The 21,791-nt window shown below is 67.9% G+C and carries 13 protein-coding genes and 1 pseudogene; 6 read left to right on the top strand and 8 right to left on the bottom strand.

What is annotated here, in order from left to right; translation table 11 throughout:
• Positions 1 to 457 precede the first annotated feature (457 nt).
• The 3 genes from ACDH77_RS19095 to mgtE all read right to left on the bottom strand — a co-directional run bounded on the left by ACDH77_RS19095 (position 458) and on the right by mgtE (position 5,798).
• The gene (locus ACDH77_RS19095) at positions 458 to 1,501 is read right to left on the bottom strand and encodes a DUF475 domain-containing protein (RefSeq protein ID WP_008575120.1); all 1,044 of its coding nucleotides are present in this window, start codon (positions 1,499 to 1,501) and stop codon (positions 458 to 460) included.
• A gap of 105 nt (positions 1,502 to 1,606) precedes the next feature.
• Entirely contained in the window at positions 1,607 to 4,315 is a 2,709-nt protein-coding gene (locus ACDH77_RS19100; protein ID WP_218556031.1) for a bifunctional acetate--CoA ligase family protein/GNAT family N-acetyltransferase, read from the bottom strand.
• Between the two features lie 115 nt (positions 4,316 to 4,430).
• A complete protein-coding gene (mgtE, locus tag ACDH77_RS19105) occupies positions 4,431 to 5,798 on the bottom strand; it encodes a magnesium transporter (RefSeq protein WP_008575115.1) in 1,368 nt (455 codons plus the stop codon).
• Between the two features lie 625 nt (positions 5,799 to 6,423).
• On the opposite strand from mgtE, the gene ACDH77_RS19110 reads away from it, so the two are divergent.
• Together ACDH77_RS19110 and ACDH77_RS19115 are read left to right on the top strand one after the other, a co-directional pair.
• Positions 6,424 to 7,251, top strand: a complete 828-nt coding sequence (locus ACDH77_RS19110; protein ID WP_014091373.1) for a carbonic anhydrase — start codon at positions 6,424 to 6,426, stop codon at positions 7,249 to 7,251.
• Positions 7,252 to 7,467: 216 nt separating this feature from the next.
• Positions 7,468 to 9,279, top strand: coding sequence for a monovalent cation:proton antiporter-2 (CPA2) family protein (locus ACDH77_RS19115; RefSeq protein WP_008575111.1), 1,812 nt, complete (start codon positions 7,468 to 7,470; stop codon positions 9,277 to 9,279).
• Between the two features lie 104 nt (positions 9,280 to 9,383).
• Here the strand turns inward: ACDH77_RS19115 and zwf are convergent, their stop codons facing one another.
• The 5 genes and pseudogenes from zwf to ACDH77_RS19140 form a co-directional block, all read right to left on the bottom strand.
• Entirely contained in the window at positions 9,384 to 11,234 is a 1,851-nt protein-coding gene (zwf, locus tag ACDH77_RS19120) for a glucose-6-phosphate dehydrogenase (protein ID WP_164740349.1), read from the bottom strand.
• The gene (locus ACDH77_RS19125; protein ID WP_127167708.1) at positions 11,231 to 13,030 is read right to left on the bottom strand and encodes a glycoside hydrolase family 15 protein; all 1,800 of its coding nucleotides are present in this window, start codon (positions 13,028 to 13,030) and stop codon (positions 11,231 to 11,233) included. The genes zwf and ACDH77_RS19125 overlap by 4 nt, the downstream gene beginning before the upstream one ends.
• A gap of 63 nt (positions 13,031 to 13,093) precedes the next feature.
• Positions 13,094 to 13,391 (bottom strand): annotated as a pseudogene (locus ACDH77_RS19130) (phosphotyrosine protein phosphatase).
• Positions 13,392 to 13,417: 26 nt separating this feature from the next.
• The gene (locus tag ACDH77_RS19135; protein WP_372353595.1) at positions 13,418 to 16,738 is read right to left on the bottom strand and encodes an ankyrin repeat domain-containing protein; all 3,321 of its coding nucleotides are present in this window, start codon (positions 16,736 to 16,738) and stop codon (positions 13,418 to 13,420) included.
• On the bottom strand, positions 16,731 to 16,991 hold the full coding sequence (locus ACDH77_RS19140; RefSeq protein WP_005914803.1) for a YcgL domain-containing protein: 261 nt from the start codon (positions 16,989 to 16,991) through the stop codon (positions 16,731 to 16,733). The genes ACDH77_RS19135 and ACDH77_RS19140 overlap by 8 nt, the downstream gene beginning before the upstream one ends.
• A 219-nt stretch (positions 16,992 to 17,210) precedes the next feature.
• On the opposite strand from ACDH77_RS19140, the gene ACDH77_RS19145 reads away from it, so the two are divergent.
• The 4 genes from ACDH77_RS19145 to ACDH77_RS19160 are packed head-to-tail and all read left to right on the top strand — an operon-like array spanning position 17,211 to position 21,620.
• The gene (locus ACDH77_RS19145; RefSeq protein ID WP_014091381.1) at positions 17,211 to 18,410 is read left to right on the top strand and encodes a beta-ketoacyl-[acyl-carrier-protein] synthase family protein; all 1,200 of its coding nucleotides are present in this window, start codon (positions 17,211 to 17,213) and stop codon (positions 18,408 to 18,410) included.
• Positions 18,410 to 19,183, top strand: a complete 774-nt coding sequence (locus ACDH77_RS19150; RefSeq protein WP_014091382.1) for a beta-ketoacyl synthase chain length factor — start codon at positions 18,410 to 18,412, stop codon at positions 19,181 to 19,183. Before ACDH77_RS19145 ends, ACDH77_RS19150 begins: the two co-directional genes overlap by 1 nt.
• On the top strand, positions 19,180 to 20,001 hold the full coding sequence (locus tag ACDH77_RS19155) for a glycosyltransferase family 2 protein (RefSeq protein ID WP_372353596.1): 822 nt from the start codon (positions 19,180 to 19,182) through the stop codon (positions 19,999 to 20,001). The genes ACDH77_RS19150 and ACDH77_RS19155 overlap by 4 nt, the downstream gene beginning before the upstream one ends.
• Positions 19,998 to 21,620, top strand: a complete 1,623-nt coding sequence (locus ACDH77_RS19160; protein WP_338339860.1) for an NAD(P)/FAD-dependent oxidoreductase — start codon at positions 19,998 to 20,000, stop codon at positions 21,618 to 21,620. Before ACDH77_RS19155 ends, ACDH77_RS19160 begins: the two co-directional genes overlap by 4 nt.
• Positions 21,621 to 21,791: the final 171 nt, after the last annotated feature.

Here is a 21,791-nt window from a genome sequence, read left to right on the forward strand (position 1 = left end):
GCCATCACGCGGTGTGCTGTCGCATGATGGTGTTCGGTGGCAACGCGCTGCCGTCATCGGGCCGGAAGCGACCGCGGCAATGCCGGGGCGCGTACAGGTCGCTGAGATGGGAGCCGCAGGCAATGTCGCACTTGCGCATCGCCTTCGTCTGATCGGTGCCACTTGGGGGCGGTCACCACCGAACCCCAAGATAGTGGGGTACCCCCAGGGGGTCAACACCAAATGTGCCCAAATTGCGCCGAGCCTTGCGGCACAACGGGCTGCGCTGACGAGCGGTCGCCTCGCGCGGCGGGAGGACGAATCCGACTGCGCAGGTCAAGTCGGGAGGGTCCTGATTCGCTCGCCGCACTCACCCGCCGTCGACACCAGGCGTGCTATCGGTCGCGTTTTTTTAACCCGCCGGGCGACCCACGCGCCACCAGCCGTTCAGCGACCGCGCAAGCTCGCCGGTGATCGCTCAGATCTCGGTCGGCCCGAGATGGTGGCGCTTGCGGTAGCGGATCGACGACCACACCGAGGCGGCGATGAAGGCCACGCCGATCAGGCCGGTCAGCACTTCCGGCACGTGGTAGACGGTGCCCACCAGCATGATGATCGCCAGCACGCCGATGGCGTAATGGGCGCCGTGCTCCAGGAACACGAATTCGTCCAGGGTGCCCTTGTGCACCAGGTAGACGGTCATCGAGCGCACGAACATCGCGCCGATCGCCAGGCCCAGCATGATGATCACCACGTCGCGGGTGATGGCGAAGGCGCCGATCACGCCGTCGAACGAGAACGAGGCATCCAGCACTTCCAGATACAGGAACGCGGCGATGCCCGAACGCTTGGCCGGGCCCATGCTGCCGTCTTCGCTCTCTTCGGCCTCGAACAACGCATCCACGCTGCCGACCAGCAGATACAGCAGGATGCCGCCCAGGCCTGCGAACAGCACGCTCTGGAAGATGGCCTCCGGCAGGAACAGCTTGGTGCCCAGCAGCACCGACACCGCCACGATCACCGACATCGCATCGGCCTTGCCCAGCTTGCCGACCAGCCGCTCCACCGGGCCCAGCCAGTGCAGCTTGCGCTCCTGGTCGAACAGGAAATTCAGGAACACCAGCAGCAGGAACATGCCACCGAAGGCGGCGATGGAGGGGTAGTTATCGGTCAGCACCTGGCTGTAGCGGTCCGGCTCCTTCAATGCCATCTGCATCACCGGCACCAGGCCCATGCCGGTGGCCACCGACACGATCACGATCGGGAACACCAGGCGCATGCCGAACACGGCGATCAGGATGCCCACGGTCAGAAACAATTTCTGCCAGAACGCGTTCATGTGCTTGAGCACGCCGGCGTTGACCACCGCGTTGTCGAACGACAACGACACTTCCAGCACGCTCAGCACCAGGCACAGCCACAGCGCCTGCCAGATCCCCATCGATGAGGTATGGCCCCACCACGCAGCCAGGCCCAGGCAGATGGCGGTGACCACGAACGACATTCTGAAATCGCGAAACATTGACACTCCCAGGCGGGCCGAGACGACAGCCGGAGCAATAGGCCAGATCGAGGCCTGGCAGCCCGGCGTGCAGTGGAGGATGGGGGACCGCGGCGTGACGCAACGTCAGGCCGGGCGCGGCTCGCCCATTATAGGGAGTGTCACCGCCATCAGGGTCGCATCGTCCGGATCCGGGCGCACGCCAAAGCCCAGGCTCTGGCACATCGCCAGCATGGTGCGGTTCTCGCGCAGCACCTGGCCTTCGATCTGTTTGAGGCCCAGCCAGCGCGCGTACTCGATCATGATGCGCATCAGCTGCCAACCGATGCCGTGGCCCTTGAGGTCCGAGCGGATCAGGATGCCGTACTCGCCGCGCTGGTAATCGGCATCGGCGTGCAGGCGCACCGCGCCGAGCATGTCGCCGGTCTTGGGGTCGATGGCCACCAGCGCGATGGAGCGGGCGTAATCAAGCTGGGTCAGCCGGGCAATGAATTCATGGCTGAAATGCTTGACCGACTGGAAGAAGCGCAGGCGCAGGTCTTCGTCGGTGACGCGGGCGAAGAAGGCGCGGAACAGCGCGTCGTCTTCCGGGCGCACCGGGCGCACCAGCGCATGGGTGCCATCGCCCAGGCCGATCTGGCGCTCCCATTCCTTGGGGTACGGGAAGATCGCAAAGCGCGGATGGCCGCGGCCCTTGTGCAGCTTGCGCGCCGGCGCCACCGCCACGCGGGCGTCCAGCGCAATCACCCCATCGCGGTCGGCCAGCAGCGGGTTGATGTCCAGCTCGGTGATTTCGGGGATGTCGGCGGCCAGCTGCGCCAGCTTGACCAGCACCAGCGCCACCGCACGCTCGTCGGCGGCCGGCACGTCGCGGTAGGCCTTGAGGATGCGCGAGACGCGGGTGCGGCCGATCAGTTCGTGGGCCAGGCGCAGATCCAGCGGCGGCAGGGCCAGCTCGCGGTCGTTGATGACTTCCACTGCGGTGCCGCCGCGCCCGAACACGATCGCCGGGCCGAACACCGGGTCGTCGGCGATGCCGGCGATCAGTTCGCGCGCCTTGGGCCGCAGCACCGTGGGCTGCACGATCACCCCTTCGATCACTGCATGGGGATGCGCGGCGCGCGCACGCGCCAGGATGCCGGTGGCCGCTTCGCGCACCGCCGCCACGCTGGACAGGTTCAGGCGCACGCCATCCACGTCGGACTTATGCGCGATCTCGCTGGACAACACTTTCAATGTCACGGTGCGGCCGACGGCCAGCAACGGGTCGGCCAGCAATGCGGCCTCGTTGGCGGTGGCGGCCACCTGCAGCGGTACGACCGGGATGCCGTAGGCGGCCAGCAGGCGGTTGGTGGCGACCGGATCCAGCCAGCGCCGGCCGGCCGCCAGCGCCTCTTCCACCAGCGTGCGCGCGATGCCGGCATCCACGACGAAGTCTTCCGGCAGGCTGGGCGGGGTTTCCATCAGCGCCGCCTGCGCCTCGCGGTAGCGCACCAGGTGGGTGAAGCCACGCACCGCATCCGATTCGGTGGCATAGGTGGGCACGCGTGCGGCGTTGAGCGCGGCGATCGCCGCATCGTCCTGGCCCAGCCACACCGCAAACACCGGTTTGTCGCGCTGGTAGCGGTTGCGCTGGTCCAGCGCGCGGGTCAACGCCTTGGCCGCATCGGCCGAGGAGGTGAACGCGGTGGGCACATTGACCACCAGCAGCGCGTCGTTTTCCGGATCGTCCAGCAGCGCTTCGATCGCTGCGGCATAGCGCGCGCCGTCGGCGTCGACAATGATGTCGACCGGGTTGCTGCGCGACCAGCCTTCCGGCAGCGATTGATCGAGTTTTTCCAGCGTCTTGGGCGACAACTCGGCCAGGGTGCCGCCACGCAACACCAGCTGGTCCACCGCCAGCTGCCCCACCCCGCCGCCGTTGCTCAAAATGGCCAGGCGCCGGCCCGGGAAACTGCCGAGCCGGCCCAGCGTTTCGGCGGCGGCGAACAGCTCGTCCAGCGCGCCCACCCGCAACAGCCCGGCGCGTGCGAACGCCGCGCCGTACACCGCGTCCGAACCGGCCAGCGCCTGCGCGTGGGTGTCGGCATTGGGATTGATGCGGTACTGGCGGCCGGATTTGACCACCACGACGGGCTTGGCGCGCGCGGCGGCACGTGCGGCCGACATGAACTTGCGCGCATCGCCGATGCGTTCGACGTACAGCAGGATCGCGCGAGTGCGGTAGTCGGTGGCGAAGTAGTCGAGCAGATCGCCGAAATCCACGTCCAGCGTATCGCCCAGCGACACCACCGCCGAAAACCCGACCGAGCGCGCCACACCCCACTCCACCAGCGCGGCGGCAATGGCGCTGGATTCGGAAATCAACGCCAGGTCGCCGGCCTGCGGGCAATGCGCGGCGATGCTGGCATTGAGCCGCGCATGCGGGGCGATCACGCCCAGGCAGTGTGGGCCGAGGATGCGCATGCCCTTGGCGCGCGCGGCCGACTCCATGCGCGCGGCCGGCGAGCCGGGGCCGCTGCCCAGGCCGGCGGTGAGGATGATGGCGGCCGCCACACCACGCCGCGCGGCGATGGAGACGATGCGCGGCACGATGCGCGCCGGCGCTGTAATCACCACCAGGTCCGGTACCCACGGCAGATCGGTCAACCGCGCCACCGTGCGCACGCCATCGATCTCGCTATAGCGCGGGCTCACCCAACCGATCCGGCCGGGAAACCCGGCCGCGCGCAGGTTGCGCACCACCGCCCGCCCGGCCGAGCGCTCGCGCGGGCTGCCGCCCACCACCGCGACGGTGCTGGGACGAAAGACCTGCTGCAGGTGGTACGTACTCATCGGACGGGGGACGCGAATGCCATCGCGCTACGGTACACGCACTGGCGTTTCAGGGCATGGGGTGACGGATGCATGCGCACGTGCATGCATCCGTGATTACCCGAGCGCGAGGCCTCTACAACAGCGTGCCGCTCAAGATCAGCGCGGCGATGCTGAAATAGATCACCAGGCCAGTGACATCCACCAGCGTGGCGACGAAGGGCGCCGAGGCGCTGGCCGGGTCGAAGCCGAAGCGTTGCAACACGAACGGCAGCATCGAGCCGGACAGCGAACCGAAGGTGACGATGCCGATCAGCGCCGCGCCGATGGTCAGCGCCACCATCTGCCAGTGCGGGCCATAGTCGTACAGGCCGGCGGTCTGCCAGATGGTGATGCGCACGATCGCCAGCACGCCCAGGATCGCGCCCAGGGTCAGGCCGGTGGGCAGTTCGCGCAGCGCCACTTTCCACCAGTCGCGCAGGCGGATTTCGCGCAGCGCCAGCGAGCGGATCAGCAGCGAGGTGGCCTGCGAGCCGGAATTGCCGCCCGAGCTCATGATCAGCGGGATGAACAAGGTCAGCACCACCGCCTTGGACAGCTCGTCCTCGAAGTGCTGCATCGCGCTGGCGGTGAGCATTTCGCCCAGAAACAGCACGCTCAGCCAGCCGGCGCGTTTCTTGATCATCTGGCCGAAGCCAATCTGCATGTACGGCTTGTCCAGCGCTTCCATGCCGCCGAACTTGTGCACGTCTTCGGTGGATTCGGCGATGAGCGCATCGAGCACATCGTCCACGGTGACGATGCCGAGCACGTGGCCGCGCGCATCCACCACCGGGATCGCCAGCAGGTCGTGGCGACGGATCAGCCGTGCCACTTCTTCCTGGTCCAGTGCCGGGTCCACGGTGACCGGGGGATTGACCTGCGCCACGTCCAGGATCGGCGCCTCCGACGCGCCGGTGATCAGGCGGCGCATGGTCACCACCTGCTGCAGCACGCGGGTGTGCGGGTCGAGCAGATAAATCGCGTAGACGGTCTCGCGGCTGCGCTCCACTTCGCGGATGTGCTGCAGGGTGCGGCCCACCGTCCAGTCCGACGGCACGGCCACGAACTCGGTGGTCATCAGCGCGCCGGCGGTGTTGGGCGGGTAGCGCATCAGCGCCTGGATCGACAGCCGCGCCTCGGCACTGAGCAGCCACAGCAGCGGCTGGCGCTGCTCGGCATCCAGGCCATGGAAGATATCGGTGGCGCGGTCGTCGGCCATCTGGCCAAGCAGCGTGGCGGCCTGCTCGGCCGGCAGCGACGCCACCAGCATGCTGGCATCGCGCAACTCCGGCTGTTCGAGCAATTTCACCGCGCGCAGCAAAGGCAATGCGGCCAGCACCTGCGCCGCGTCGTCGCGGTCGAGGGTGTTGAGATATTCCACCGCATCGGCCGTGTTGAGTTCGGCCAGGGGTGCGGTCAGTGCATCGACGCCTTCGGCAAGGCGCAGGGTTTGGTCGTACATGGTGGTTCGCCTGGTGACGACCGTCGTCGATGACAGCCGGCGAACCTGGGCCTCAGGCGCGCGCCAGCTGGGTCATCGACCCGGGTCTAGGGTGACTGTCGCTGGACATGGGGAAGGGCTCCAAAGGTGCGTACCGACCGGTGATCCGGGTGATGGCGCGGCGCAGTCTGCGCGCCTGAGTCGGCTTGGTCAATGCCCTGCGCGCAGGCCGCTTAAAGCGCGTTATGCACGTTGAGACGAGATGCGTTGGCGGGCAGCGGTGCGGAGCGGGTGCTGCGTGGCCGGCTTGACTGCCGCCAAGGCCAGCGGCACGGCGCCCGCTGCGTGCCGCTGGCGGCCAACCCTCCGGGAAGCGCCCTGTGGCGTGCCGGCGCAGGGGGGTTGCGCAGCGTTGCGGAAAGGCTGGGACGCTCGCGCGGCGATACGCCAATGCGTGCCGGGCAGGCGGGTTGCCAGGTGCCGATGCACCGCCGAGATGGCGCCGCGCAACCGCCTGTCGCCGCGCCGTGCTGACCGTCACAGTTCATTGCTACAGTCCGCTTCCCGCAGCGCCCGATGCGTTGCTCTTACGCGATGGCATCGGCCATCGCATCCACGCAGTGCGTTTTCCTTCCGGAGTTTGTGCATGCCCGTTTCAAGGTCGCTTCTGTTACGTCGCATCAGCCCGCTGTGCCTGTGCATCGCCGCCGGATGGGGCGCGGTGGGCATGGCGCAAACCGCACTGCCCGAGAGCACTCCGGTGCAGGCGCACGAGACCGCGCCGCACAGCGGGCACGAATGGGGCTATACCGGCCCGGAAGGTGCCGAGCATTGGGCCGAGCTGGCCAAGGAAAATGCGCTGTGCGGCAATGGCCAGCAGAACAGCCCCATCGATCTGAAAGGCGCCATCGACGCCAACCTGGGCACGCTGCTGTTGAGCTACAGCGCCGTGCCGCTGGTCGTGCGCAACACCGGCCATTCCATCCAGCTGGATCTGCACGACGGCGGCACCATGGCGACCGGCGGCAAGCAGTATCAAGCGTTGCAACTGCACTTCCATCACCCCAGCGAGCACCTGTTGAACGGCCGGCGTTTCCCGATGGAGGCGCATCTGGTGCACCAGGGCCCGGACGGCACGCTGGGCGTGCTGGCGATCTTCTTCGAAACCGGCAAGGCCAACCCGGCGTTCCAGCGGGTGCTCGACGCCATGCCCAAGGACAAGGACCAGACCCGGCAGGTCGCCAACGCAACGGTGAGTGCCGAGGCGTTTCTTCCGCCGAGCAATCAACGCAGCTTCTATCGCTACGAAGGCTCGCTGACCACGCCGCCGTGCAGCGAAACGGTGGACTGGGTGGTGCTCAGCCAGCCGGTGCAGGTGTCGGAGGCACAGATCAACGCGTTCGAACGCGTGTACCCGTTCAATGCGCGCCCGCTGCAGCCGCTGGATCGGCGTTTTCTGCTTAAAAGCCGCTGATTGCTCGCACGGAGTGTCGACCGTGTGCGGTGCCATGCGCTGCATGCGCACTGACCGTGCAGGCGCAGGCGGTGCCGGACTGATCCGCGCGCGCATCCGCAGATAGGTGCCGGGCCGCATCGCGCAGCCGCGCGTCGTCGCCGTGCAGATGGCACACGCGTGCGCGCAGGCCAACGGAACTGCGCGTCATAATGCGTGCCTCAATGGAGAGTACGCATGCATAGCGGTGGTCTGGAACTGGCCTTGGTGCTGATGCTGGCCGCCATCGTGGCAGTGCCGGTGTTCAAGCGCTTCGGCCTGGGTGCGGTGTTGGCCTACCTGGTCGCCGGCGTGGTGCTCGGGCCCGATGGCGTGGGCGTGGTGCAGGATGCCGAACGCATCAGCGGCGCGGCCGAGATCGGCGTGGTGATGCTGCTGTTCGTGATCGGGCTGGAACTGTCGCCGGCGCGCCTGAAGGTGATGCGCCATTCGGTGTTCGGCGCTGGCGCCACCCAGGTGCTGGTGACGGCGGTGATCCTGGGCGGTTTGTTGATGGCAGCCCAGTTGGGCTGGAAGAGCGCGTTGATCGTCGGCGTGGCGCTGGCGCTCTCCTCCACCGCGGTGGGGCTGCAATTGCTGGCCGAACGCAAGGCGCTGAGCAGCGACTACGGGCGGCTGGCGTTTGCCATCTTGCTGTTCCAGGATCTGATTGCGATCCCGTTGCTGGCGGCCATCCCGCTGCTCGGCGGCAGCAAGAATGCAACGCTTCAATGGCAGGACGTGGCCAAGGCGATGGCGGCCCTGGCGCTGGTGATCGTGTGCGGGCGCTTTGTGTTGCGTCACCTGTTCAACGTGGTGGCGCGCACGCGCATGCCGGAGGTGTTCACCGCCAGCGCCTTGCTGGTGGTGCTGGGCACCGCCTGGATCATGCAGGAGGCCGGATTGAGCGCCAGCCTGGGCGCCTTCATCGCCGGCGTGTTGCTGGCCGATTCAGAATTCCGCCACGAACTGGAATCGCAGATCGAACCGTTCGAAGGCTTGCTGCTGGGCCTGTTCTTCATCTCGGTGGGCATGGGGATCGATCTCCACCGCGTGGTGGCCGAGCCGTGGTTGATCGCAGCAGGCGTGGCGATGTTGCTGGTGGTGAAGTTCTCGCTGCTGGTGGGTATCGGCAGCGTGGCCAAGCTACCGCTGCGCAGCAGCCTGATGCTGGGCAGCGTGCTGTGGCTGGGCGGCGAATTCGCCTTCGTGGTGTTCAACGAAGCCGACCGCGTGGGCCTGCTGGAGCCGGCCAATCACGACCGGCTGGTGGCCATCGTGGGCGTGTCGATGGCACTGACCCCGCTGTTGCTGCTCGGCATGCAGCGCATCCTCAACGGGCCGCTGCGCGTGCGCGCGCCCAAGCCTGATCGCCCGTACGACACCATCGATGCACAGACCCCCAAGGTGCTGGTCGCCGGCATGGGCCGCTTCGGCCAGGTGGTCGCGCGCCTGCTCACCGCACGGCATGTGCCGTTCGTCGCGCTGGAACACAACCCGGACACGGTGGAAGACCTGCGTCGGTTCGGCAGCCAGCTGTATTACGGCGACCCCACCCGCCCCGAGCTGCTGCGCGCTGCCGGTGCCGAGCGCATCAAGGTGTTCGTGATCGCGGTGGACGACCCGGACACCAACATCAAGACGGTGCGGCTGATCCGTCGCCTGTACCCGCAAGCCACCGTGCTGGCGCGTGCGCGCAACCGCCAACATGCCTGGAAACTGATGGACCTGGGCGCAGAACCGTTCCGCGAGGTCTTCGCCTCCAGCCTGGAGCTGAGCGAACGCGTCCTCACCTCGCTCGGCCTGGGCGAAGCCCTCGCACACGATCACGTCAAACGCTTCCGCCAGCACGACGAAGACCTGCTACGCCGCCAGCACCTGGTCTACGACGACGAAGCCAAGGTCATCCAGACCTCGCGCGATGCACGTGCCGACCTGATGAATCTGTTCGAAGCCGACGTCAAGGCGGATGTGGATGGGGAACCTGCACCCACCACGCAGGACCGCTGAGCTCTTCCGAAGGAACGCGCCTGCGCGCGAACAGGCGTCAACGGAAAGCCCGCCGCGCGCGGGCATGCTCCTACATTTGCAGCGAGTGCATGCCGCTCGCGTCCTCAGCGGCGTGGCGTACGCGCTGCGGTTCTGCTCACCGATTTCTTCGCTGCACCGTTGCCCGCCGCGGTCTTGCTCACCGTCTTGGCGGCGGTTTTTGCGACCTTGCTGGTGGCGCGTTTGCGCACCGCTTTCTTGGCCGCGCTGCCAGACGACGTCGCCGCATCCTGCGAGGACTTCGCTGTAGCGGCGGACGCGCGTCTGGCAGACGCCCTGGTGACTTTCTTGGCCGGTGCCTTGCCGACCTTGCTTGCCGTCTTCCGGGTGGCGTTCTTCACCGGCGTCGCAGCACCAGCACGCGCTTCTGGGGGGCGGCGCGGCGGCGGTTTGCGGCCGGGCGTGAGGGCGCGCCAGGCGTGTCCGCCGTTCATGGCCAGCAATGCGTCGGCGGCCGAGGGGCCGGCGCTGCCTGCGGCGTAGTTAGGGAAGTCGCTGGGCGGTTGTTTCCATGCATCCAGGATCGGTTGCACGATGCGCCATGCGCCCTCCACCATCGCCGCATCCTGGAACAGGCCGGCCTCGCCGTTCATGCAGTCCTGCAGCAGGCGCTCGTAGCCCACCGTGTATTCCTTGGGGAACCAGTCGCGGTAACGAAAGTCCATGCGCACCGGCGCCAGTGCCACCTGCGCGCCCGGGCGCTTGACGTCGAACTGCAGCGAGATGCCCTCGTCCGGCTGGATATGCAGCACCAGCCAGTCGGGGCCGTAGCCGCCCACCTCGGTGCTGCGGAACGGCGCCAGCGGCGCGGGCTTGAAGCGGATCGCGATCTCGGTGGTGCGTTCGCGCAGGCGCTTGCCGGTGCGCAGGTAGAACGGCACGCCGGCCCAGCGCCAGGTGTCCACCTGCAGCTTCATCGCCACGTAGGTTTCGGTGTCCGAATCGTCGGGGACGGTGTCTTCTTCGCGGTAGCCCGGCACCGCATTGCGATTGACCGCGCCGGAGGCATATTGCCCGCGCACCACATCTTCGGGCTTGATCGGGCGCACCGCCTCGATCACTTCAGCGCGACGGCGATGCATCGCCTCGGTCGTGAACGCCGCTGGCGGTTCCATCGCAATCATCGCCAGCAGCTGGAACAGATGGTTCGGCACCATGTCGCGCAGGCAGCCGGTGGGGTCGTAGAACCGTCCGCGCCCTTCCACGCCGATGGTTTCGGCCGCGGTGATCTGCACATGGTCGATGCGATCGCGATTCCACACCGGCTCGAACAAGCCATTGGCGAAGCGGAACGCGAGAATGTTCTGCACGGTTTCCTTGCCCAGGAAATGATCGATGCGGAACACCTGATCTTCGTGCAGCACCTTGGCGACCGTGGCATTGAGATGCTGGGCGCTGGGCAGATCGTGGCCGAAGGGTTTTTCCACGATCACCCGGCGCCAGCCTTCGCCTTCGCGTTGCCTGACCAGGCCAGCCTCGCCCAGGTTAAGCAATACCGGCTCGAAGAAGCGCGCGGCGGTGGCCAGATAGAACAGCACGTTGCCCTGCGTGCCATAGCGCTTGTGCAGCTTGTCCAGCACGCCGCCCAGCGATCGGTAGGCTCCCTGATCGGTGAAGTCGCCGCGCAGGTAATGCATGCGCTCGCGCAACCAGTCCCAGGTGGCGGTGTCGAATTCATCGGTCTGGAATTCGGCATCGCGACTGCTGAGCAGCTGCGTCATCGACTGCCCCATGTTGGTCCGCCACGCGCGTTCGCTGATGTCGCCATGGTCCATGCCGACAATGGCGAACTCATCGCCCAGCGCACCGGAACGGCGCAGGTTGTACAGCGCCGGCATGACCAGGCGCTTGGTCAGATCGCCGCGTGCGCCGAACACCACGATGATGCACGGCGGTGTGGTTGCTTGCTCACTCATGGATGCGTTTCCTTTTCGCCCATGCGTCCATGCAGGCGCAATGCCGCATTGACCAGGGCCACGTGGGAATACCCTTGCGGGAAGTTGCCGAGCATGCGTTTGCTGCGCGGGTCGTATTCTTCGGCGAGCAGACCGACGTCGTTGCAGAGCCCGAGCAGACGTTCGAGCAGCGCACGCGCCTGGTCGGTGCGGCCGAGCAATGCATAGTTTTCCACCAGCCAGAAACTGCAGGCCAGGAAGGTGCCCTCGCCGGCCGGCAAACCGTCGGCGCTGTCGTCGGCGCGATAGCGCTCGACCAACCCGTCGATGGTCAGATCGCGTGCGATCGCATCGGCAGTTGCGGCGATGCGCGGATCGTCCGGCGGCAGAAAACCCACGATGGGGATCAGCAGCAGCGAAGCGTCCAGCCGGTCCGAGCCATAGCTCTGCACGAAGTGACCGTCCGGATGCACGCCTTTTTCCAGGACTTCGGCTCGAATCTCTTCGGCAATGCGGCCCCAGTGCGCGCGTTTTTCTGCGTCTGCATTGGTGATGCCATCGCGCGCGCCGCAGTCGAAGGCCAGCCAGGCCATCACCTTGGAATGCACGAAGTGGCGGCGCTCGTCGCGGATTTCCCAGATGCCCTCATCGGGTTCGCGCCACAGGGTTTCCAGCGTTTCCAGAATCTTTTCCAGCAGCGACGCAGACGATCCGTCGTCGTCGGACGGCAGGCCCACGCCCTTTTCGCGGGCGTAATGGAACGCGCCGATCAACTCGCCATACACATCGAGCTGGAACTGATCCACCGCGCCGTTGCCGATGCGCACCGGGCCGGAATGTTCATAGCCGGGCAGCCAGTGCGCTTCCCATTCCTGCAAGCGGCGCTCGCCAGCAATGCCATACAGCGCCTGCAATTGATCCGGCGAACCGGCAATGGTGCGTTGGACCCAATCGCGAAAGGCTGCCGCTTCGTCGCGGTACCCGGCCTGCAACAACGCGATCAGCGTGAACACCGAATCGCGCAGCCAGCAGTAACGGTAATCCCAGTTGCGCGTGCCGCCCAGATGCTCCGGCAACGAGGCAGTGGGCGCGGCGACAATGCCGCCGGTGGGCAGATAACTCAGCCCCTTCAACACCACCAGCGAGCGGCGCACCTGCTCGGTCCACGGCCCGACATCGGTACAGCGGCGCGCCCAGCCGTGCCAGAACGCGGTGGTGCGTTGCAGCGCCTGTTCGGCGTCGATCAAGGGCGGCGTGGCTTGATGCGAGGCGCCGTGGCTGAGCAGAAACCAGGTGCTTTCGCCCTCACGCAGGGTGAAGTCGGTTTCGGTGCCCATGTCCTGGCCGCGCAGCGTTTGCGGCGAACGCAATGCAAGTTGGTCGGGGCCGGCGATGGCGCGGATGCCATCGACGATGCGCGTCACCCATGGCACCGTGCGGCCGTAGTTGAAGCGGAAGGTCAGGCGCATGTGCATCGGCACGCTGCCCTGCACGCAGCGCACGATACGCACCAGATGCTGATGGACTTCGCCGTTTTCGCTGGCGACCATGAAATCGATCAGTTCCACCGCGCCGCTGTCGGTGATCATGCGCGTGCACAGCACCAGGCTATCGTCCTGGTAGGCGCGCTCGCTGCGGAAGTCGGCAGCCGGCGACAACGCCCATTGCCCGTGTTGTTCCTCGCCCAGCAAGGCAGCGAACACCGCATCGGAATCGAAGCGTGGCAGGCACAGCCAGTCGATGGTGCCGCGATGGTCGACCAGGGCCGCGCTGTGGCAGTTGCCCAGCATTGCGTGGTCCTCGATACGCACGCTCATTGGTTGGGCGCTTCCTTCAGGCGAAAGAACGCGCAGTCTTGCATGGGTCGTGTCGGGATCAGGTTACGACTGCGCCGGTAAACCCAGCAGCGGTGGCACCGTGTGTTCCAGGCGGCGTACCAGTGCCGGGTGCATAGACGCATCCTCGTCGGGACGCTGCAGGCAGATCACCCGGCGATGGCGTAGGTGCGCGGCGACGCTCCATGACCAGCACCACCTGCGTCCTGCAGGAACTCCGGGTTGACCTGCACTTGCGCATCGGCCGCCAGCCGGCCGATTGCGCCTGCACGCCGGGCCAGTCGGCGAAGACGCGCTCGGCGGTGGGGCTGCGCAGGCGGGTGCGGCTGCACACGAACGGCACCCGCAGCGGTTACCCGACGCGCTGGTTCAGCGGCCTTCGCGCAGGAAGCGCGCCATCGAAGAGACGCCTGGCAGCGCGGGTTCGAACTGGCCGGCCACGTCGATGAAGCCGCGCATGATGGCGATCTCGCGCGGGGTACGGTTGAGCGCATCGCGGCGGTCGGCATCGGCACCGGCCCGCAGCAGGCGCTGCACCAGTAGCGGCAGGCCGTGCAGTGCAGCCAGATGCAGCGGGCCGAAGCCGCGCTGGTCGGCCACATCCAGCGAGACATCTTCGTCGAGCAGGCGTTCGACGCCGGCCAGCACCACCTGCTCGTCGCAGGAGGTACCCGGTTCGGCACGCGCGCCCAGCAACAGCAGCAACGGGCTGACCCGGCCACCGGCCAGGTAGTCCGGGTCGGCACCGGCCAGCAGCAAGGTGTCCAGCAGGGCCAACAGGCGGTTCTTGTCGCGCGCGGTGAAGCCGTACAACGCCGCGCAATGCAGCGGCGCCAACCCCTGATTGTCGGTGGCGTGCACGTCGGCCGCAGCGGTGAGCAGGCGCGCCACGATGTCCGGCAGGCCCAACGCGCAGGCCAGCATCAGCACGGTCACCCCGCCCGGCAGGCGGTGTTCGATCTGCGCACCGGCCTGCAGCAAGGCGGCCACGATCTCGGTCTGGCGCATGCTCACGGCCGCCGACAACGGCGTGGCGCCGCTGTTGGCCGCGCGCTGCGGATCGGCGCCGCGGCCGAGCAGATGCGTCACCACGCCAAGATGGCCACCACCGGCAGCACGCAGCAGTGCGGTGCAGCCTTGCGCGTCGACGGCGTCGACGGCGAGGCCGAGATCGATCAGGCGACGCACCGCATCGGTATCGCCGGTCATCGCGGCGGCCGGCACATCCGCTTCGCGCAGCGTGCGGCGCGGCAGCGACCAAATGCGCCAGTCCAGCCAGTCGGCCAGATCGCGGCGGCCGATCGACAGCGCCACGCCCAGCGGGGTCTGCCCGTCGGCAGCGCGCGCTTCCGGCGAGGCGCCCTGCTTGACCAGCAGTTTCAGCGAGGCATCGCGGCCCAGCGCGGTGGCCAGATGCAGCGCGGTCATGCCGTGGCTGTCGCGCGCTTCGCGGTCCACGCCATGTTCCAGCAACCACTGCTGCAGGCGCAGCCAGCCCAGCCGCACCGCCAGCGACAACGGCGGATCGCCGGCAGCCGACGGAGCGAAGGGGTCGGCGCCACGTTCGAGCAGTTCCAGCGCGAACTGTTCCAGCCCGCGCGATGCCGCATCGTGCTGCACGCAGGCACTCAGCAGCCGGGTCAGGCCACCGGCGCCTGCCGGCGAGGCGCCATGCCGCAGCAACGCCTGCAGCGCCGGTACCGCCTCCACGCCGCGCGAAAGCAGCGCAAACATCGGGACATCGCCGCAGGCGTCGCGCACTTCGGCATCGGCGCCATGGCGCAGCAGCCAGTCGACCGCCTCGGCGTTCAAGGCCAGATGCGCGTCGTGCAGCAGGCCGCCCAGTTCTTCCGGGGCGCATAGCCGCGCCAGCGCGACCAGACCGTCGCGCTGCCCGAGCTGCAGGCCTTCGCGCAGCAGCACCAGCGGCGGGCGATCGGGCAGCACGGCAACGCCAGGCGCCTCGCCCTGCGCGTCGCTGACCGCGGCCGGCAACGGGTAAGCGGGATCGAGCAGCTGCACGATCGCCCAACGTCCGGCCTCGGCGGCCACATCCACCGCGCGGCGACCGTGCGCATCCACGCTGTCGGCAGGTACCTGCAGGTCCAGCAGGCGGCGGATCAGCGCCGGCGACACATTGTCGGCGGCGCAGGCCAGCATCAACGCGTTGCGGCCGTCGCCATCGATGGCCAGCACATCGGCCTTGCGCGCGACCAGGCGTTCGAGCACGGCGCTGCGTGCCTGGCGCGCGGCATCCAGCCACGGCGTGCGGCCCAGCAGATCGCGCGCTTCCAGATTTGCTCCGGCCGACAACAGCGCCTCGACGATGTCGCCGTGGCCGGCCAGCGCGGCTTCGTGCAGCGCACTGCGACGCTGGCGATCGCGCGCATCCACACGCGCCTTGTGCTTGAGCAGCAACTGCACGCCGGCCGGGTCGTCTTCTTCGGTACCGGCTGCCGCCAGCAGCACCGGGGCGCCGCCCTCCGGTTCGGACTGCGCGCCGCGCTCCAGCAGGAATTTGGCCAGCCGCCAGTTGCCGACCTGGCAGGCCATCGCCAACGGCGAATGGCCTTCGTTGTTGAGCGCGTCGAGCTCGGCGGCGGCATCGCGCAACAGCGCGGCCACGCCCGGGTCGGAACTGCGCACGGCGTGATGCAAGGGGGTGTTGCCGTCGTTGTCGCTGGCGCGCGGATCGGCGCCGTTGGCCAGCAAGGTCATCACCGCATCCGGGCGGCCGTGCCAGCTGTCGCGGGTGGCGGCCAGCAAGGGGGTCATGCCGCGATGCGGTTGATTGACGTCGACGCGGCGCACGATCAACTCACGCAGCAGGCGCAGATCCGGCAGTACGGCCGCCAGCGCCGGCAGGCTGCGTTGATCGCGCCATTCCGGCAGCGGCAACGCCTGCGGGTCGGCACCGGCCTCGAGCAATTGCAGCGCGCGGTCCACCCGGCCACTGCGCGCGGCCTCGAAGAGTTCGGGCACCAGCTGATGCCGGGCCACCGGTTCCAGCGGGCGCGGTTCGGCGGCGGCTTCGGAGAAGAAATCGGCGGCCTGGCGCGTATGCGGCGCATCGCTGCGCATGGGTGCGGCGGTGCGTTGCAGCAGCAGATGGGCCACCGGCAGCAGCACACCGGCAGCCACCGCCAAGCCCCAGCGCAGGCCGCCGGACAACCAGCCCGGCCAGGCCAGCACCACGGCCAGGGTGCACACTGCCAGCACCAGTGCAGCCGCCAGCAGGCCGCGCCAGGCATGCAATTCCTGCGCGGCCAGCGCCTGCCAGCGTGGCGCCAGCGCGCCGCCGTCGCGTTCCACTTCGCCCCACAACGGCCAGGTCCGCCACAGCCCCAGCAAGGCCGCGCTGACTGCGACGCTCAGCGCCAGCGCGGCAGCCAGGCTGCCGCTGTCGCGCAGGGCGGTCAGCGGCCAGCTGATCAGCGCAGCCAGCGCCAGCAGGCCCACGCCCCAGATGGCCAGCAACGGCGGCAGCGCCTGCGCGACCGCGCGCGGCTGGCCCGGAACTGCGCGCGTCCCACGTGCCCACGACACCGCCAGCGCGAACGCCGGCTGCGCCAGCCACAAGCTCAGCGCAGCAACCACGCCGCCAATGCCACCGAGCAGGCAGAGCACCACGCCAGCCGCACCGGCCAGCGTTGCGGCGCGCATCCGTGCGCCACGCACAGGCTCAGTCATGGTCGCACTCGCCTGCGAGCACGATGGTCTTGGGCAATTGCAGATAGAAGCCGTGCTTGCCCAGCGCCTCGCGCACCGTGGCCGCGTCGGCCTGCGCCAGCCGGCGCTCCGGCGTCAACGCCACATCCAGCACGAACGTCAACGGCGCCAGCTGCGCCTGCACGGCGGCAGGAAGACCGGAGAAATCGTCACGTGTGGCGAGATAGACGAAGGTGTCCTGCTTGCGTTGGCTTTTATAGACGTAGGCGTGCATGCGCGCGTGGTCGCGCTCGGAAGAGAGATGTGTCGCGTCGATTGTGTCGCAATTGCGGCGACGGCGAAAGCGCGGCCTGTGCGAAAAATCCCAGCCGCGTCAGCGACATGACGGTGACGTTCAGTTGCGCCGTCCACGGGACCCACGCGCGCCATCGATATACTGACCGCACTTTTTGCCAGCCAGACCATCGTGAGCCAAGCGCAGCATTCGTCCCAGATGGCCCCGGTTGCCGTCACCGCGTTCACTTCCACCACCGCACTCGGTGCCGGGCTTGCCGCCCAGGCCGCCGCGTTGACCGCCCGACGCAGCGGCCTGCGTCGCAACGATTTCGGGCCGCAACCGCTGCTGCCCTGCTGGGTCGGGCGCGTCGATGGCGTTGAAGAGGTTGTGCTGCCCGATTCTCTGCACGCGTGGGATTGCCGCAACAACCGCCTGGCCTGGCTGGCCCTGCAGCAGGACGGGATGGCGCAGGCCGTGCAGGCCGCCGCGCAGCGCTACGGCGCCGAGCGGGTAGCGGTGATCATCGGCACCTCCACCTCCAGCATCGGCGCCAGCGAAGAAGCGTATACGCGGCTGGTCGACGACGCCGACGGCGCGCGCTTCCCCGAGGATCTGAATCGCCCGATCGTGCACACCCCGCATTCGCTGGGCGACTTCGTGCAGCACGCCACCGGCCTGCGTGGCCCGTGCGTGACCGTGGCCACGGCCTGTTCGTCCAGCGCCAAGGTGTTCGCCCAGGCGGCGCGGCTGATGGAGGCCGGCGTGATCGACGCGGCGCTGGTCGGCGGCGTGGACACCTTGTGCGGCAGCGTGCTGTTCGGCTTCAACTCGTTGCAGGTGGTGGCGCCGGAGATGTGCCAGCCGTTCGACGCGCGCCGGGTCGGCCTGAGCCTGGGCGAGGCCGGCGGCTTTGCGCTGCTCGAACGCCCGGCCGCCGCACCGGATGCCGCGCTGTGGCTGTACGGCTACGGCGAATCCAGCGACGCGCACCATATGTCGGCGCCGCATCCGCAAGGGCTGGGCGCGCAGCTGGCGATGCGCGGTGCGCTCGACCGCGCCGGTCTGGAGCCGGCCGCAGTGGGCTATCTGAATCTGCACGGCACCGCCACGCCGGCCAACGACAGCGTGGAAGCCGCCGCAGTGGCAGCGATCTTCCCCGGCACCTTGCACGCCAGTTCGACCAAGGCCTGGACCGGCCACACCCTGGGCGCGGCCGGCATCGTCGAATCGGTGATCGCACTGCTCGCGCTGCGCGACGAGGTGCTGCCCGGCACGCTCAACAGCGACATCCCCGACCCGGCCTGTGGCCCGCAAATCCGCTTCGACAACGCCCATGCCCGCATCGATTACGCCATGAACAACTCCTTCGGCTTTGGCGGCAACAACTGTTCGCTGCTGTTCGGGCGGGCCCGCTGATGCTGACCGCGACCATCGAAGGGATCGGCTTCTGGACCCAGGGTCTGCCCAACTGGGACGCTGCCAGCGCCTTCGCGCGCGGCGGCGCCCTGCAGGAAACCCCCGCCCGCCCGGCGCCGCAGCTGCTGGCCGCCAACGAACGCCGGCGTGCGCCGGATACGGTGGCCGTGTCGCTGGAAGCCGCGCTGGCCGCCTGTAACGCCGCAGGCCGCGACCCGGCCAGCCTGCCGTCGATCTTTACCTCGACCTACGGCGACTTGGCCATCTCCGACTACATGTGCACCACGCTGGCCAGCGATCCGTTGGCGATTTCGCCAACCAAGTTCCACAACTCGGTGCACAACGCCGCCGCCGGCTACTGGACCATCGGCGCCGGTGCGATGACCCCGGCCACGGCGATGAGCGCCAGCCTGGGCAGCTTTGCGCAGGGCCTGCTGGAAGCGCTGGTGCAACGCGCTGCCGGCGCCCAGGCCGTGCTGCTGGCCAGCTACGACGCCCGCTCGGTCGGGCCGCTCGGGCGCGTCGCCCCCAGCCAGGGGCTGCTGGGTAGCGCGCTGGTGCTGGGCGCCCCCGGCCAGGCCGGCAAGCCGCAGCTGCACGCACATCTGGACGACGGCGCGCCCTCGCCCGGCGATGGCGCGCTGGCGCGCCACATCGCCGGCAATGCAATGGCGCCGATGCTGCCGCTGCTGGACCTGTTGGCCGGCAATGGCGGCAGCGTGGCGCTGTATGCCACGCCGGGCCGGGTGCTGCGCGTGGAGGTCCGGCAATGAGCCGGCAACCGCTGAGCCGCGAGGACACCGCCATCCTGGTGCCGGCCTTGAACGAGGCGCTGCGCATCCGCGAAGTGGTCACCGACGCGCTGACCTATTGCGCGCACGTCATCGTGATCGACGACGGCTCCGACGACGGCACCGCCGAGTGCATCGCCGGCATGCCGGTCACGCTGATCCGTCACCCGCAGCGCATGGGCAAGGGCGCGGCACTGCGCAGTGGCTTTGCCGAAGCACAGCGGCTTGGCATGCGCGCGGTGATGACCATGGACGGCGATGGCCAGCACAAGGCGGCCGATTTCCCGCGCCTGCTGGCCGCCGCCAACCGCCACCCAGGCTGCGTGATCATCGGTGCGCGCATGCGCAAGCGCGCCGCCCAGCCCACCATCCGCCGCATCGGCAATGATTTCGGCGACTGGGGCATTGCCTGGGGGTGCGGCTTCGGCCTGATCGACAGCCAAAGCGGCCAACGCTTGTATCCGGCCTCGGTGTTCACCCTGCCCAACGTGCCCGGCGAGGGCTTCGTGTTCGAAGCGCAGCTGCTGATTTCGGCCGCACGCCAGGCTGGCGCGCGCGTGGTCGCCGTGCCGATCGAGACCCGCTACGCCGGCACCTCGCCGGGCACCTTCCGCAAGAGCCATTTCCGGCTGGTGCGCGACCTGTGGAATATCACCTCGCACGTGGTCAAACAGGTGTGGGCACACGGCCATGTGTGGCGCGAATATCGGCGCGTGCGCGCCAACCCGGTGATCGTTGACGATCCCGATGGCGAATTTGCTACTGTCCCCGCGGTCACCAAGAGCAAGCACTCCTCATGAATGCACAGCGCGCCGATGTCGTGATCACCGGGGGCGGCCTGGCTGGCCTGAGCCTGGCCCTGCAACTGAAGCAGCGCGATCCGCAGCTTGCCATCACCGTGCTGGAACGGCGCGCGCATCCGGTCCGCGAGGCCGCGTTCAAGGTCGGCGAATCCACGGTGGAAATCGGCGCGCATTATTTTGCCGACGTACTGGGCCTGCGCGAGCATCTGGAGACCGAGCAGATCCGCAAGTTCGGTTTCCGGTTCTTCTTCTCCGACCAACGCCACGACATCGACCGCTGCACCGAACTGGGCGTGAGCAAGATCCTGCCCACGCCGTCGTGGCAGATCGACCGCGGCCGCTTCGAAAATTTTCTGGGCGAACGCGCGCGTGCACAGGGCATTGCCTTCATCGACAGCTGCAGCGTCAAGGGCGTGGACCTGTCCGAAGACGACAGCGACCACGCCGTGCGCTTCGAACGCGACGGCACGCCAGGCACGCTGGGTGCGCGCTGGGTGGTGGATGCCAGCGGACGTGCCGGCCTGCTCAAGCGCAAGCTCGGTCTGGCGCAGGACAACGCGCACAACGCCAATGCAGTGTGGTGGCGCGTGGAAGGCCTGATCGACCCCAACGGCTGGTCGCAGGACAGCAGCTGGCTGCAACGCTGCACGCCGCCGGACCGCTGGCGTTCGACCAATCACATGTGCGGGCCCGGCTACTGGTTCTGGCTGATCCCACTGTCGTCGGGTGCGCATTCGCTGGGCATCGTCTGCGATGCAGACCTGCATCCGCTGGAGAGCATGAACACCCACGAGAAGGCGATGACCTGGCTGCGCACGCATCAGCCGCAGGTGGCCGCCACGCTCGACCAGGCCGATTACCGGCTGCAGGACTTTCTGTTCCTGCGCAACTTCTCGTATGGCTGCAAGCAGGTGTTCTCGTCACAGCGCTGGGCACTGACCGGCGAAGCGGGCGTATTCCTGGACCCGTTCTATTCGCCGGGCAGCGACTTCATCGCCATCTCCAACACCTACATCTGCGAATTGATCGGCCGCGACCGCGCCGGCAAGTCGCTCAGCCCGTACGTGGAGCTGTACCAGCAGCTGTATTTCTCGTTCTACGAAAACACGCTGACGCTGTATCAGGATCAGTACGCGCTGTTCGGCGACGAGCAGGTCATGCCGGTCAAGGTGATCTGGGATTACACCTATTACTGGTCGTTGCTGGCACCGCTGTTCTGCAGCGGTCGCATCGCCCATCTCAGCCTGCTCTCGCGCATGAAGAACGACTTCCTGCACGCGCGCGACATGAACCTGGCAATGCAGCAGGTGCTGCATGCATGGGGCGTGCGCAATACCGCCCAGGGCATCGCCGCCGGCAGCGGACGGCTGCTGGACCAATACCTGATCGGCTGGTTCAACGAACTCAATGGCGCCTTGAACGACACACTCGACGATGATGCGTTTGTCGCACGCATCCACGGCAATGTCGCGCAGATGGCAGTGCTGGCGCGCGAGATCCTGCAACAGGCTCGCCAACGCTACCCCGACCTGCCCGATCACGGCCTGGATGCGCTCACGGCCGATGCCAGCGGCGAGGCGATTCTTACGGCGCCGTGGTATGCCGACGCGGCGTGAGGCTGTGGAACGCGCCAACCCTGGCGCTTTTCCCTAGAAACGCATGTTCTCTAGCGGCACGTGCTTCACGCAGGCGCGCTCTGATCATGAAGAGAAGAAGAGTCCGGCGGCCAAGCCGGCATGCCTTGCTCGCAGTCCTGCATACCGACACTTTCGACTGGTCCTCGCCGG

The organism is Xanthomonas axonopodis pv. maculifoliigardeniae, from assembly GCF_041519315.1.
In the GTDB taxonomy this organism is placed as follows: Bacteria; Pseudomonadota; Gammaproteobacteria; order Xanthomonadales; family Xanthomonadaceae; genus Xanthomonas; species Xanthomonas euvesicatoria.